Origin of the sequence: Nostoc sp. ChiSLP03a (assembly GCF_034531215.2) — a bacterium.
Classification (GTDB): Bacteria; Cyanobacteriota; Cyanobacteriia; order Cyanobacteriales; family Nostocaceae; genus Nostoc.
This window is the reverse complement of sequence record NZ_JAVRBQ020000042.1, coordinates 1-15,259: the sequence shown is the minus strand read 5'-3', so window position 1 is coordinate 15,259 and position 15,259 is coordinate 1. Positions and strand designations below refer to the sequence as shown.

Here is a 15,259-nt window from a genome sequence, read left to right as displayed (position 1 = left end):
AGGTAAAAATTTAGCTTTTGAACCGTTCTGATTTTAGATTTTGGATAATAGAATTAGTTTTTCGGTTCAATCCCCGACGCTATTCTAAAATCTAAAATTCCTAAGTTACAACCCAAAAATGGGTGCAGTAAATCTAAAAGACGCTCGTAACTCGCTAGTGCTACACTATCAGAAATCTAAAATCCAAAATGGTTTGACTCAATATTAACTATCTACTTAGTTTAATTAACTACTACGTAGAGTAGCCACTAATTGACGCGCAAACGCAGAAATTGCTTCATATTTATCGCTGTGAAGTTGCATCATTTGGCTACGTGCAGTTTGTTCGTAAGGGTTATTAGCAACTGCTGCCAATTGTTCGTAACCTGGATAGTAACGACAGAATGTATAAGTACCGTTATCATCTAATAGCCATTGGCTATAAACGCCTTCTTTGCGGGGAAAAAAGCTTTCTGAGGCATTACGAGAAATAACTTGGCGGGGATATTTCAAGATGTCTGCAAAACTATCTACTGCAACTGGCTGAATGCGTCCAATCAACCGTGTTGTCAGGTTTTGCAATATTTTCGATGCAGCTTTAGATTTAGCAATGGTGTCAGGATCTTGTCCTGATAATATGACTCTGATACCAGCTTTAGCGCCGTTCGCACAAATTCTACCAACTAAATCAGAAATTTGCTCGAACTCAAATAAAATTGGTGCTTCGTCGATAAAGAATATGGAAGCTGGACTACTTAATGCGCGTCGGAGTGCGGCTGAATAAGCACTCAAGGATAGTACGGCTGCATCTTCACTATCTGATAAATTTCTAAGAGCAAAAACTAAAAGTTGTGCATCGGTAGGAAAGCTGGATGGTGCAGAAATGGCTTGTCCCACGCGGCTAGAAAGCCAAAAGCGTAAGCGCAACTGAATTTGACTAAGAGCATCTTCGACCCTACCAGTTAAAGAACTTAGCTGCAAGTGTTCGGGCGAGCAAAAAAAGAGAAAATCTTTTAAAGTAGGAGTTTTCTGCCAAGCAAGAGTGCCAAATCCTCCTTCCATCGCCTGTCGATATCGCTCTTTGATGCCCTCATCTCTAAAGAAGGCTTCTAAAGCGAGGTTGAGCAGCGATCGCACGGTTTGCGATAAAATTTGACTTTCAGTGGACGATCCTAAAACCATTGTCATTAACGCTGATTCCAGGAAGGCGGTATAATCGTTAAAGCGATCGCGCTGTTGTTCTGCTTCTAGCGATCGTAAATCCGGCTGCTCAAATAAGTTATTCGATTGTTTGGAAATATCAAAATAGGCTCCATTCCCCTCCATAAACTCTGTGTAGTCAGTGAAAGTAGATGTTCCATCAGGTTTAGGGAAATCTAACGCCACAACCGGAATCCCATGCGCTAAAGCCTGAGTTAAAATTCCTGACACCAACACCGATTTACCAGCACGAGTTGTGGCAAACAAAGCTAAATTTTTGTGCTGATTAAATAAATCTAAATGTATGGGTGTTCCGCCTTCTTCAGCAATCAACTCAAAACCTTGTCTATCACCTTTTTTACTTAAAACTAGAGGCATTAATCCTGGAACTTCACTGGTTAAATATAGCTGGCGACGGTTAAAGGGTGTTGCTAATAAACCCTCCCAAACTATCGGTAGAGTTTGCAGCCAAATTTTCCAAGCATATTCAGTTTCCCTAATTACCCTAGCTGGACGTTGAAAACAGTTTTCAATATATCTTGTCGCCTCATCTAATTTTTCTAAAGTTGAACGATGTACTAAAATGGCAATACTCGTATAAATCGGGACTGCACCTTCAAATAACTGTTCTTGTGCTGCTACCGATTTTTTCAATTTTAATTGAGCGTTGACATCAATAGTTTTACTTTTTTCTTGAGCCAGGATTGTTGTCATGTTTGACTGCTTCAGTACTCGTTGCAGAGTCGTTTTTACCAATGCTGGATTGGCAGCAGTCAATTCACAAAAAATTTCTGTATCTATTACTGTTTCTCTGGCCAACAGTTCCCATAAATAGCGCAATTGAGCCGATTTATTGGGCCAACCGCCGGGTTTTTCCAGAAATGACAGCGTACCAATATAACGATTGTTAACATTAACCCAACGGCGATCGGCACAAGGTACACTAGATTCCATCAGCAAAGTTGTGCCGTGGATATTGTCTAGAAGTAATTTCGTACTAGCTAAATCTGAATTAACTTGTTCGTGTAATCCTTCTTCATCTAAAGTCATTAACTGGGGAATATCTATTGGCTGCGTATCATTAAACCTTTTCCATATTTCTCCCCAGAGTTCATTAGCAGTCAAAGGTTTGACATCCAATCCCATCTTGTTAGATAAGATTTGTTCCCAGCGGAGAAACCCCTGGTTGTAAGCATTTGTAATCAAAGTTTCAATACGTTGATTTTCTACTTCTAAAAGATCGCCTTTAAATTTCAACCACCATGATTCTGCTTTGACTAAAAGCTTTTCTATCCAATCATCTGCGTGTTGCGAGTTAGATTCAATGGTGTAAGTTACATAAATCCGTAAAAATTTAGGTTTACGAATCCCAGAAATAGTCAGTTCTTTAATTCTGGCTCTTTCCGCCATCAACAAATATTTAATGTCTCGCGATGATGCATTTCTGATTAATGCCGCTAACTCTTTTTGGCGCTCTTTATCTGAACTAAAAGAACCCAAGTGCAGCGTCATCCTTTCACCGCTAGGAATGTCTTTTAATCCAGCTTCAATGTTATTAAAAAGTGTATCAATTTGTTCCGGTCTTAAGGTGGTATGAATTCCCTTACAATCAAAACCAAAAACAAAGCAGAACCGATCTTTTTGAGTACCTTTTGTCAACAGGTAAGCGCCAATATCACGTCCATTCATTGCAACACGCAGCATTGTTGCCAAGTGCAAGGCATCTTCAAATGGTGTTAATCTACTTTCATTTCCGGCGACGCTGACGCTTTGTTTTCCGATTTTTTGCTTCATGGTTAACTTCCAATAAGCTTTGATAACGAGCAAAGCCTCTTGTCCAAGTGGGAACCCCGATAAATTTACTTAAAAAACTCCAACTCCTACCACCAGTTAAGATCCACCAAGTTCCGATTCCCCAACCAGTCATTAGTACTGTCCACAACCATTTTTGAAATTCTTCTTGGAAAAACCCCCCGAAAATTCCATTGATAGTAAAATAGGAGGCTAAGGCGATTACCGTCCAAGGAAGAATTTGATCGGCAGGAATTGGCCCTAGTGAAGGTTGGCTTCCTAGAACCTGATTGACTGGACGAAATTCTTGTTCCTGCTCTTGAGGCATTTGAAATATCTGAATTATTTATTAGGGCCAGTGCCAATTACAAAGCCTGTGAGTACATCAGCAATGGTAACAGCAACAACCACTAATAGGGGAGTTCTGGCAATGCTTTGCCAATCTTCATCTTTACGCACTGCGTTAATCACACCAACTAGGGAAATTGCAATATAGAGTAAGTAAATCGCCCGTAACACATTAAATATCAAACTTATTGCGAAGTTGGGATCGTTACCATTGGTTATTGAACCACGGAAGCTCTCTTTGAAAAAGGTTTCAGCTTTTCCAAAAAATTGAGCTTGTGCGGGGGCTGCAAACCAGTCTAACCAATATAAACTTAGAACGATCGCCGCTGCTAAAATTTGTAATAATATTAGCGATCGCCTTGGTAAATTCACTTGCTGACCAATTTGCTGGGTGATGAGAGCAATTAAACTACCAACCAGTAAACAAAAGATCAAGATAGGACTTTTGAGGCTGATAACGCTAACCAATACAGCACAAGCAATCAAAAAAGGTACAGATTCCAGCAGAATAGTCAGACAGGATTTAAATGCCCGTCTTAACTTGTGAGATTCTTTCGCCGCACTACCAGTTAAAGCTTTGAAAAAGTTTCTCTTGTGAGAACTTTGTCTAAACATTTGCTAATTTTCCTATGGTGTACTATGATTTATCCTTGTTTGTATCAAATTTTACAATCCAACATACTTTAACATCATTTCATTATTAATCAAATTATAAACCTGTAGTAAAGTTCTATATTCTACATCAGTATTCTGAAGTTAAGTTAACATGATATTAAGATTTATCTAAAACGAAATTTCTCCGATTTGAGAAGCTGGATTGCAAGTATCGAGATTAAACTGGTAGATTCCTCTCGACTTTGAGAATTTTTTCAATCTTCTCATACAGATAGCCTCGATCGACCAACTTCCAAGCCTTGACTTTCTCCACCTCATAGGTATCTGAGCGAAGCGCTATAAATGTTTCAGACTTGTATGTACACCATAGGCTTGCTCTTAGGGCAGACCAAGCGTAGCTTTTGTTCTTTAGGGTTCTTCGGAGCGAACATAATATGAAACAATATTGAGTCACCAAAATTAAAATATCTGTCTTGAAAAGTTTAGATCGATTGTAGAAAAATGGTAGAGGTAGACGTTCAAATCTACGTTTTACCATTTTCTACACGCCGATTAGATTTGGAACTAGATTACAAACTTAAACACAGTTCCTAGATTAGAACTACCGCCAAAAGAGGCAGTACCGTAAAAGGCACCATTTGAGAGTTGAATTAGCGTGGACTCTGGCGTTGCCCCATTAGTGCCATTAAAACTAATTAAGCCAGTGATGGTTGCTCCAGTCAGCTGATAGATAACTCCTTTGTTACTTGCCCCACCAGCAGAAGCTGTGCCATAGAAGTTACCATTGCTTGCTTTTATGAGTGCAGCCGTTGGGTTGGCCCCATTGGTGCCATTAAAACTGGCAACTAAAACGGGTGTACCGCCACCGATGGGAACCTTGAATACAGCTCCTTTATTGTTGGCTCCACCTAGTTTAGAAGTCCCATAGAGGAATCCACTAACTTCAATTAATCCAGACTGCGGATTTGCCCCATTGGCGCCATTAAAGCTATATGAAGTAAGTATTCCTGCGGGAGTTAACTTGAATACAACTCCTTTCGCACTTGCTCCACCGGCAGAGGCGCTGCCATAGTAGTTTCCATCGGTAGCCAGTTGCAATCTTGCTAGTGGAGTTGCTCCATCAGTACCGCTGAAGCTTCTGATGGTGGTAAGCGCCCCGGTAGTTGGCGAAACCTTGAATATAGTTCCTTTATTATTAGCCCCACCTGTAGAGCTTGTCCCCCACAAATTGCCATCAGTACCTGTAATCAGTCGCCCTGCTGGGTTAGCCCCATTAGTGCCTGTGAAATTTGTAAGAGTTGTCAGGGTTGTAAAAGCCGTTTTCGCCAACTTAAACACACTACCGAGGTCACTTGTACCACCTGTAAAGCTTGCCCCATATAAATTGCCATCGGCTGCTTGGAATAATCTAGCAACTGGATTAGTCCCTTTGTTAATTCCAGAGGTTCCGGTGAAGTTTATCAGTGTGGTCAGAGTAGTGTAAGCAGTAGCAGTTAACTTGAATGCAGTTCCTTTGCCAGAAGTGCCACCAGCAGAAGTAGTTCCATAAAGATTGTCATCAGTACCGTTGCCTTTAAGTACACCAGCTCTTGGTGTAGCTCCGTTGGTGCCGTTGAAATTTACAACAGTAGTCAATGTTGCAGCAAAGGCTTGTTGGAAGGGTAGTACTAATGAAGAAGCCAAAACAGTCAAAGAAGTAAAAATCAGGTATTGATTTTTGGTCTGGTGTTGTTGTTTGTGCAGATTAATCTTGTTCATTGAATACCTCAAAAAAGTTTGATGGAGACGGAATAGTAGCTAGTTCTAACGGATTTTGCGTAGGCGTAGCCCGCCTTCGGCATCGCTGCTACTCATGACTAATACCAATTTGAAAAACGATCGCTACAAATGTAGGTTAGAAAGCCACTTCTGTAGAAGGGTTTTCCAGCTTTTCTGCATTTAAAAGCTACGCCTAGCCTCTCCCTTTTACCTAAAGAGAGAAGCAAGTGGCGTTTGAAGAGGCAACCCAATACCTCTATATCTTGTATGTGTTAGGTTTTACCCGTCATCTACAAGATATTGCTACGACTCAATCTATGTATCGATCGCAGTTTTACCTAAAACTGGTATAACTTTTCAGTTTAGGTATGAGTAATAAAATGCCTTAAATGTTGGTATAGCCCTATTTGAAAGGACTCAGAAAGCCTGTTTTACCTACAACACAAAAACCGTACTAGCACTGAGTCAATAACGTGAATGACACGATTAATGATTTCGTTAGGTAGCATAAACCATGATTTATTTTTTTGATGTCGTGAAAAACACAAAAAACAGGGAAAAATCCACGATTTTGACAAAATATAGTCACATACTCTGGAGTGAAAATAATTCAGATGGCGTACTTTTTGTCAAGTAACTGTAAACTCTATTAAATACTGATTAAAGCCTCTAAAAAATCTTAATAAAAAAACTACGTACTTAAATGAAATGTTTTTATTTTTCTCCAAATAAATAATAATTGTACTACAAAAACTACTTTTAAAACACCTTTAAATTACCAAAATATATTGAAGCTTTTTAATCATTTCATAATGTAACCATGACTTAAAATTTACCTTGACATTATACTCTTGATTCCATTGGCAAAATTTAACAGCTATTACCTATAGCAGTTATCAAAAAATTGTGGAATCCTACTAAATTTCTTTACTTCGCACTTAGCGGTAGTTTGTAAGAAACTACTGTATATTGATATTGAAGAAAGTGATTTCCATAATTCAAATAAAATTGCCATACTAAACAAGTAAGTGGGTAAAATTAAACATGGCTTTTAAAAGTAAATAAGAGAAGAATGCTAATGGAAACATGATTCATAGTCCTAATAACTACTCTCTTATATTAAAGCCACTGAATATTTATACAAACTTACTTTAAGAATGTAGAGCTTTTAACTAGCAAATATCATTTTTAGGGTGGATTAGCGATAGAGCCATACTCTCTATATCTTGAAAGTTTTGTCTTAGTTTTGCTCTACATTTTTCAGCGTTTTGTGTCAATTTCTAATTTAGAAATAACCTTGATAATGCTAATTGCTTATGCAGATATGAGGTTGTTTTTAATCGTCAGTTTGACACTTGATTTTGATTTTATAGGCGTTGAACCGGAAATTAATTTGAAGGATCTTGACATTAACTTTTATCCTAATCGCCAATTGACCTATTTAGCAAGTTCAATTTCTGTACTTGCCATAGCAACTGGTTTAGTAGTAGGTCAATCTGCTACTCATAAATCTCTAGCTCAGACCTCTACCACTCTTCCCACAACTGGAGTAACTTCCATAAATGGTGCAGGTGCAAGCAGTATAACTACTTTGTTTATAGGTACAGGAACTACCTCTTCTTTTGCTCCGAAAGGCTCATGGTTTAACACTTACGGTGTTGGAAATCCTTCAAGCCTCAATCCTCCCGGCCCAGTAAATGCGGCTGTCACATTTAGATATGCTTCGGTTGGTAGTGGTAAAGGCTTAACAGCTTTTTTCACTCAAACCGTACCAGCTGGTAGTCCTACTATCAATCGCCCTGTCTCTTTTGCAGCTAGTGACGACCCCGTAGTAGGAACAGAAAAAGTTAGTGGCAGTCCCAATAACGCTGGCACGCCAGCAAATGCATACGTCCAAGTACCTGCAATCACCGTTGGAATCGCCTTAGCTTATAACCCCACTGGTCTAAACGTGCCAGCTGGTGGAATTAAGCTTTCACGAGCTACTTACCTTGGTATTCTTCAAGGCAACATCATAAATTGGAATGATGCCAAAATCAAAGCAGATAACGGTGGCGTAACAATAGCAAATAAGCCCATCGTTCTCGTATATCGTAGTGACGACAGCGGTACTACTTTTGCTTTAAGCAGTCACCTCAAGGCGGCATTTTCTACATGGAACAGAGGAACTGGTAAAAAAAGTATTGTTGGCTCTGTACCCTCAACAATACCAGCCGATACAGTTATTTGGCCAGTTGGTTCCAAAGGTGCTACAGGAGGTGGAGGTGTAGCCACTACGATCGCTACCACTCCTGGTGCAATTGGTTATGTGGATAATGCTACGCAGTTAGCTAACAATCTGAAAGCTGCTCTATTGCAGAACAAGGCAGGTACTTACAATGCCATTTCACCAACTACAATTTCAAACGCTTTTGTCGGTGCGAGCGACCAAGATGCAAATGCTCAACGGATTAAACTCGTAGTTACAGATCCAACAGCTGCAAATGCTTATCCCATTGTTACCGCAACTTACGTGCTATTTTATGATAAATACGCAGACGCTAAAGTAGCAGCTGGTATTAAAGGATTGATCGGTTGGGCTTTCGGAGCAGCCGGAGACACGATCGCTAAAAATCGGGGATATGCTCCTCTTCCCCCTGCCATTAAAACTCTGTCTCAAAATGTTGTGAATACTTACGTCAAACCATAATTGGGTGAATACTGTTTTTGGTATTATCCTCCCTCGTATCCTTTAGATTTTTAAATATCTTGGCAAAGATATGAAAGTAATACCCCAGGATTATATTTATAATCTTGGGGATTTATTAAGGCGATAATTTTATCTCAATAACTCCTGAAAATATCTTGATTTAGCAAATTTAAGACATGATTAGCAGTAATAGTCAAGCATTTTAGAAGTTTATCTGATTCAACTAGAGATAGGAAATTGAGTACCATTGAAGTTTATAAGTTGATGGGTATAAATAAATATTCAGATAGTTTGCGATCGCGATCGCTTTTAGGTATTCACCGATGCTGTCAGGTGATGCGATCGCAGGGTTTGGCGTCAACTATGTTATGATTTTATTTATTGAGAAATATTTTCGCTCATGTGACTGACTATATAGACTGCTCTTTGAATCTAAATCTCTACACCCTCTGATTCTGAAGGTGTTTGATGTCACAAGTATTCCAAAATTTGAAATTTTAGTTAGTCGCAATGTATTGTAACATCTCGCGTGACACTAATACACTTAACTGTCAAAGATAAATGTGCTACTAAGAACGGACAAGTCTAGTGTGTCATACACGCAGACAACATACGGATACTACTGGAACTTATGCCCACGGATATAATTACTCGTCCTGAGTCCCTCACAGAAGATTGCTTTTTTACTTACGCCCTTGGGACTAATTTGCACGATCCTAATTCAACAGCCAAATATTTACGCCGAATTAGAAAAGAAGATAAACCATATATCGACATAGCTGTTTCTCCCAGACCTGGCTATCGGTTTGAGGTTTGTCTTATCCCTGTTGAAGGGTTCGCTCAAGAAAGAATATTGACAAAAGACGGGTTCGCCAAAGCTTTAGCAATTATTTGTGCTGTAGCTAATAAAGCTAGGAAACGATTTCCTTCAGGAAATGGACAAGAGATAGTCCGGTGTCAATTTAGTAACTTAGCTGATGCAGTCGCTGTAGCGAATAGACTGTCTGCATTACCCTCTGATATGTATGAAACTCTCGTCTAGGTACCAAATGCTTTGTAATATATATTGCATCCGTTGAAATATTTATGATTAAAACTGACATCTGGACATTTTCATGGTAAGTAGCTAAATAGACTTGAGACAAAATTTCAATGGGTCATATTTTGTCTGTTGAGAAAAGACTTGTCATCCAAGACATTTGAGCTTAATGTACAATTTTGACGTTTTTGTAAGCTAACCTGTAAATTCAAAGTGAGTTTTTTTTATGCCTATAAGTCCTTTGCGTGAAGAACCTCGTAACCAGCGAGCGCCTGTAATTCGTACAAGTAATGAATTTATTCTCTTGGAATGGCTGAAGTCAACTGGTCGTCTAATCGAACGCGAACATCAAGAATCTGAGTATCTAACTGAAGTAGAAGAAATTTCCGAAATGATAGACCTTGACGATATCCCTTACGATCATGACGATGATGATGGTGACATGGATTTAGAAGCCTAGTAGCGCAAGGCGGAATTCAAAATGACGCTCGCAGACTCGCTTGCCGCCGGCGCTAACAAAATTCAAAATTCAAAATGAATACAGCGTAAGCGTTCCATTGATTTGGAATGGCTGCTTCATTTTCACCAAAAGGCTAAAATTCCTGACTTCTCTAAAAAAGTCGGGAATTTTAGTATTAAAATCGCAGTGTGTTTAATTTTTGGACTTGAGTAAGAGATAAAATAATTGTCCATTGCTGACTGTAACGCCAGCGCGATCGCCTGCGATTTTCCCAGTACCTAAAAAATAATCCACTCTACCTGCACCTTTAATTGCACCTCCGGTATCTTGATCGAGAACATAGCGGCTGATAATGCGCTCCTGCATTTTTCCGGTAGGATTAACAAAGGGAATGGAAGCACGAATCAACGCTAAAGCCCCAGGAGGCATAAGAGATTTATCTGTAGCAATAGAACGCTCTGCTGTTAATGGTACGTTAATAGAGCCTTGGGCTGGCTCACCGTGATTTTCTTGAAAAAAAACAAAGCTGCGATCGCGCGGAATATAAATATTTAATTCTTGGGGATATTTTTGGAAATAATCGAGAATAATTGGCAAAGTCATACCTTCTAGTGGTAATTTGCCATCATTCGCTAATTCTCGCCCAATACTTTTGTAGTTATAAGCGGTATGACCGGCATAGCCGATTGTTGTCTGAGTTCCATCGGGAAGTTGAAGCCTCGCCGAACCTTCAATTTGAGCTAGATATGGCTCAAGGCGAGAGCGAAACCAAAATAACTCTAATCCTCGCAATTTCCCTTTTGCACTTTGTAAACCATCAGCTCCTTCTAACTCCTCGCGTGTCGGATGAGGCTTAGTCCAAGAGTTGAAATCGGGAGGTAAGCGATAAACGGGATATCGATATTCTGTTGTGGGGACGCGACTGGCTGCGTAAAGTGGCTCATAATAGGCGGTGAATAAAACGGAACCTTGGTTATCTTTACCGACTGACTGGTAAAGAACAAATTCCTGCTCAATGGCTTGATGTAATTCTGTTGCAGAATTGGTTTTTAATAGAAGTTCGCGGAATCTTTGCAAGCTTTTGATGACGCGATCGCGCGTAATCCCAGCCACCGGATAGTTTTGATAAGCAGCCGCAGCATTAGCTGTTTGCAGATATTGGAGACTGCGAGCGATCGCACCGATCAGCGCCTTTTTCTCTGGTATTTTGCCATAAATGACTTCATCCAGACAAGAGGTATCACTTTGACAACAAGTAATTGGTAGTCTCTGGATTAATGGTAATTTTTGTTTTTGCAAAAATGCATCTTGATTTTCAGCAGTCAAGGACACTGGTATATCCCACTTTTTCACCTGACATTCTGGCGCAAGGAGTTCCTGATGCGTGAAAGATTGCATCCGCACCAGTAAAATCGACAAAATCACAGGTAGGCTGATAGCGATAGTTTTGTTAAACTTTCCTAACCCAATAAGTGTTTTTTTCATGAAAATTCAAAACTTTTAAGATTCTCCCACCTCGCTCAAATTCCAAAATCAAACACCAAAAATTTTTTCCAATTCCAATGCCCAATGCCCTATTCTTTATTCATTCATATTACGGTAAGTGGCAACAGCAGAAGGCGATATCCGATTCAAATATCGGAAGATCCAATACTTAAAGATAGTATCTAAAATCACCGGAAATGTAGCGATAAATAAGAAGATAAAATCTCTATTTGCCGGTAATCCCCAATGGCGTGATACTCCTTCTAGCAAGACTTCCCAGCCATGAGGAGAGTGGAATCCGACAAAGATATCAGTAAACAAAATAATGATAAATGCCTTCGCGCTATCGCTAAGTCCATAGACAATATTATCAAAGAAATCTTTGAGCACAGCAATAGAAGACTTACTGACTAGCAAAAGCCAGATAACAGCAACCACCGAGAACATATCTGCAAAAACATTTTTGATCGCACCAGAGCTTTCGTGACGAAACTCTTCAGCAAGCTCTTTCGCCTTCTTTTTCATTTCAGTCTCCATCTCCTCAGGTAACAGTGGAGGAGCTTTGACAATGAGATTTTCAAACTTGAGCTTTTCTTCAAATCTTTCTAATTCTAAAAGGGCTTCCTCTTCCATTTCAGAATTGAGAAATATCTGCATTTCCTCAGTACTTCTAAATCTCTCAATAATTGGGCCAACTACAAAAGCTTTTGCTATCTGATGCGTTAAAAGTGGTACAATAATTAATAGTAAAATAAACCTAATAGATATTATTGTTCTTTTTTGAGTTTGACGAAAACTCTGAATTACTTCTTGTTCCGAATTAGGGTCTAATTCAACTTGCAGACGACTGATAGTACTTAAAATAGAGCGAGGTAAAACACCTGTTGTATCGGTTTTGCTCTTGGCTTTTGGTTTATTGTTTAAGTTTGGATTTGGTATTTTGGGTGGTAATGTTGGAGTGTTAACGAGCAGCGATTTGTCGTCAGATGTCACAGAGTTAACTGGTAGATTTGGAGGTTGTACTACTAAAGCGTTAGAAGTTGTTTTATCTGAACTTGTTGTGTATTTAGATATAACTCGATCGATAAAGTTGAGCTTTTCCAAAACTAAAGAAGGACTTAGATACTCTATACCTGCTTTCTCGGCAGCTTTTTGATTTTCTTCATTTAGAAACCAACGGCTTCCTCTAAACTCCGTCAGCCGCATCCTAGCAATTTTTAATAGCTTCTTGAGGTCTGACTCAAAATAATCCATCACACTGTTACTGTACATGGACGAGTCAATGTCTATTTTATTACCATTGAAATGCTTATCTTCTATTTCCTGAATTTTTAATGCTGCATTGTAAGCTTCATCTAAAGAACGTTCAGGAGTCTGTAAGTACCATCGAAAAGCAGCAAGCAAGAAAGAATAGATTTTTTGACTAAAAACAGAATTTTTCATTGCAGACAATCATTCAGCATTGTTTGATGACTATTAACCTTAAGTTAACGCACGAGGTATACTAACAAATCTACAAGGAGAAAGTTTGTGGTTTCTCATTCGGTTTGGATTGTTGGCACTAGCCGTAGTGGTAAGACGGCTCGCTTAGTAGAGCAATTTTGTAATTGGGTAACATCAGAAAAACAATATACTGAATCATTTTATACAAAAAAACCAGGGCGTAAAAAAACTAGCGATGTACCTGAATTGTTATATCTTAAACAAACAGAGCCAGGAGTTTTAGTCTTAGCTGCCAATGATGATAATCGCCGAGAATTAGGAGATATAATTGTCACATCTACATTAGGTAAATATCCGGTTCGTGCCAAGACGCCACTAGGTTTTTTTCAGGATGAAGTTATTTTATTTTGGCCGTTGCTGATTAACTCGTTGAACCTGAAAGCACAGTTTCCGGTAAGATTGCGACCGGAAACCGAACAAGAGTTAGCAACCAAACTTTGGCGTGCGCAATTAGACGAAGAAATTTTACGTCTTGCGGGAGTGAATGAATCTCGCTTGGTGCGTCGCATCTTGGACTTATTACAATTAGCAGCTTACAGTGGTATACCTTGCGAAAATATTGCCCAGATTTTGTCCAAGGGTTTTGGGGAAAATACCACAACTTTAGAGCCGGAATTTTTGGCATCTTTGCTGCTAGATTGGCGTAATTGGTGTTTAGAGAGGGGGTTACTGACTTATGGGATTATTACCGAACTTTATAGTCAGCACTTATTAAGCGATCGCAACTACCAACAGCACCTAACTAAACGCTATCAGGCAGTACTGGCGGATGATGTCGATGACTATCCTAGCGTAGCGCGTCTTTTGTTTGAGTTGCTATTAGATCGAGGTGCAGTTGGCGCGTTTAGCTACAATCCTGACGGTGCGGTGCGATTGGGATTGGGAGCAGATCCTAACTATTTAGAAGGATTAGCAGAACGTTGTCGGGTAGAAATATTGAATGGGCCGCCTCCAGAGTCTCTGAGCGAGCAACTGACTAAACAGATGGTGGAATTAGTCACTTCCCCGATGGTAATGTTGAGTTTACCAAAAACAGTGCATTCAATTCAAACCACCTCCCGCGCCCAATTATTGCGGCAAACAGCAGAGGTAATTGCTAATGCTATCCAATCGCAGCAAGTGCAACCAGAAGAAGTGGCGATTATTGCACCAGGTTTAGATGCGATCGCTCGTTATACTTTAGTAGAAATCCTCGTCAAGCAAAATATCCCAGTAGAATCGCTCAATGACCAACGTCCCCTAATTAGTTCGCCCGTTATTCGCGCCTTACTCACCATGCTGGCACTAGTTTATCCCGGCTTGGGACGCCTGGTAGATCGAGATGCGGTGGCAGAAATGCTGGTTGTATTGAGCAGGAAACAACAACCACCAGAAAACTCCTCACTTCTCACTCCTAACTCCTCACTCAGCACTCAGCACTCACAACTCAGCACTGATATTGACCCGGTACGTGCTGGTTTGATTGCAGATTACTGCTTTGTACCCCATCCCGATCGCCCCAACTTGCTACCAGTGTCAGCCTTCGAGCGCTGGGATCGAATCGGCTATGCAGCTACTACAGCCTATAGTGAGATATTACAGTGGTTAGAACAGCAGCGCTCGCAACAAGAATTGCGGTTAATTCCCAGTCCTATTTCTCTCTTAGACAGAGCAATTCAGCGCTTTTTATGGAATGGTAGCAATCTCCCCTACGAACAACTAGCAGCATTGCGGGAATTATTAGAAACTGCCCAACACTACTGGGAAATTGACACCAGATTACGACAAATTACCCCAGCTGAGACAACGCCTCAGACAACTATTATTGAATTCATTCAACTACTGCGGCGTGGTACGATTACCGCCAACGCTTACCCGGTGCGTCCCATTGGTGGAGCGAGAAAAGCTGTCACCTTAGCAACTATATTTCAATATCGATCTAGTAGGCGATCGCACCGTTGGCATTTTTGGCTCGATGCTGGTTCACCTTTGTGGGCGAAAGGTGGTGCAGCGACTTTATTCGGTGCGCCGTTTTTCCTGCGAGACAGATTAGGCGAACCTTGGACAGCAGAAGATGAAAAATTAGCAGAAGAACAACGACTGCAAAGGATTTTGACAGATTTACTCTCTCGTGTATCCGAAAGAGTTTATTTGTGCCACAGCGATTTAGCAGTGAATGGACAAGAGCAAATAGGGCCGTTGTTACCTTTAGTAAATGCCTGTGTAACAGTTATTTCTGAGGCTACTGTTAATTAGACCTCTTGCAAAAGTCCCTAATATCAAGTTCGGATAAATACTTATAATAAAGCTGGGATCGTTGCAGTGTATCTATCTACGTCTTATGCCGAAACGGATTGCGATCGTTAACCACATGAGTACGGAAGAACTACTGGCTCATTATCGTCAGGCGACA

General features: G+C 40.0%; 12 protein-coding genes. 6 read left to right on the top strand and 6 right to left on the bottom strand.

The features are described from left to right. Positions 1-225: 225 nt before the first annotated feature. The 4 genes from RMY32_RS06460 to RMY32_RS06445 form a co-directional block, all read right to left on the bottom strand. Positions 226-2,973: a hypothetical protein gene (locus tag RMY32_RS06460; RefSeq protein WP_322714668.1), complete on the bottom strand. Its 2,748-nt coding sequence runs from the start codon at positions 2,971-2,973 to the stop codon at positions 226-228. Further along, the gene (locus tag RMY32_RS06455) at positions 2,927-3,298 is read right to left on the bottom strand and encodes a hypothetical protein (RefSeq protein WP_322671318.1); all 372 of its coding nucleotides are present in this window, start codon (positions 3,296-3,298) and stop codon (positions 2,927-2,929) included. The genes RMY32_RS06460 and RMY32_RS06455 overlap by 47 nt, the downstream gene beginning before the upstream one ends. Positions 3,299-3,312: 14 nt before the next feature. Then, complete coding sequence (locus tag RMY32_RS06450; RefSeq protein WP_322714667.1) at positions 3,313-3,933, bottom strand: hypothetical protein; 621 nt, start codon at positions 3,931-3,933, stop codon at positions 3,313-3,315. Positions 3,934-4,497: 564 nt separating this feature from the next. After that, entirely contained in the window at positions 4,498-5,691 is a 1,194-nt protein-coding gene (locus RMY32_RS06445) for a choice-of-anchor tandem repeat GloVer-containing protein (protein ID WP_322714666.1), read from the bottom strand. Positions 5,692-5,918: 227 nt separating this feature from the next. Here RMY32_RS06445 and RMY32_RS06440 point away from each other — a divergent pair, with 227 nt between their 5' ends. The 5 genes from RMY32_RS06440 to RMY32_RS06420 all read left to right on the top strand — a co-directional run bounded on the left by RMY32_RS06440 (position 5,919) and on the right by RMY32_RS06420 (position 9,879). After that, positions 5,919-6,044 (top strand): hypothetical protein, encoded by a 126-nt coding sequence (locus RMY32_RS06440; RefSeq protein WP_322714665.1) that lies wholly within the window; start codon positions 5,919-5,921, stop codon positions 6,042-6,044. Positions 6,045-6,961: 917 nt separating this feature from the next. Beyond that, positions 6,962-8,380 carry a substrate-binding domain-containing protein gene (locus tag RMY32_RS06435; protein ID WP_322714664.1) on the top strand — a complete coding sequence of 473 codons (1,419 nt, stop codon included), beginning with the start codon at positions 6,962-6,964 and terminating at the stop codon, positions 8,378-8,380. A gap of 237 nt (positions 8,381-8,617) precedes the next feature. Beyond that, a complete protein-coding gene (locus tag RMY32_RS06430; protein ID WP_322691185.1) occupies positions 8,618-8,752 on the top strand; it encodes a hypothetical protein in 135 nt (44 codons plus the stop codon). A 259-nt stretch (positions 8,753-9,011) separates the two neighbouring features. Continuing rightward, positions 9,012-9,422, top strand: a complete 411-nt coding sequence (locus tag RMY32_RS06425) for a hypothetical protein (protein WP_322714663.1) — start codon at positions 9,012-9,014, stop codon at positions 9,420-9,422. Between the two features lie 223 nt (positions 9,423-9,645). Beyond that, positions 9,646-9,879, top strand: a complete 234-nt coding sequence (locus RMY32_RS06420; protein ID WP_289797739.1) for a DUF3134 domain-containing protein — start codon at positions 9,646-9,648, stop codon at positions 9,877-9,879. A gap of 192 nt (positions 9,880-10,071) precedes the next feature. Here the strand turns inward: RMY32_RS06420 and RMY32_RS06415 are convergent, their stop codons facing one another. Both RMY32_RS06415 and RMY32_RS06410 read right to left on the bottom strand, forming a co-directional pair. Further along, positions 10,072-11,364 (bottom strand): murein transglycosylase A, encoded by a 1,293-nt coding sequence (locus RMY32_RS06415; protein ID WP_322714662.1) that lies wholly within the window; start codon positions 11,362-11,364, stop codon positions 10,072-10,074. Positions 11,365-11,460: 96 nt separating this feature from the next. Then, positions 11,461-12,816 (bottom strand): proton extrusion protein PcxA, encoded by a 1,356-nt coding sequence (locus RMY32_RS06410; RefSeq protein ID WP_322714661.1) that lies wholly within the window; start codon positions 12,814-12,816, stop codon positions 11,461-11,463. 78 nt (positions 12,817-12,894) lie between these two features. Here RMY32_RS06410 and RMY32_RS06405 point away from each other — a divergent pair, with 78 nt between their 5' ends. Beyond that, entirely contained in the window at positions 12,895-15,102 is a 2,208-nt protein-coding gene (locus RMY32_RS06405) for a recombinase family protein (RefSeq protein WP_322714660.1), read from the top strand. Positions 15,103-15,259: the final 157 nt, after the last annotated feature.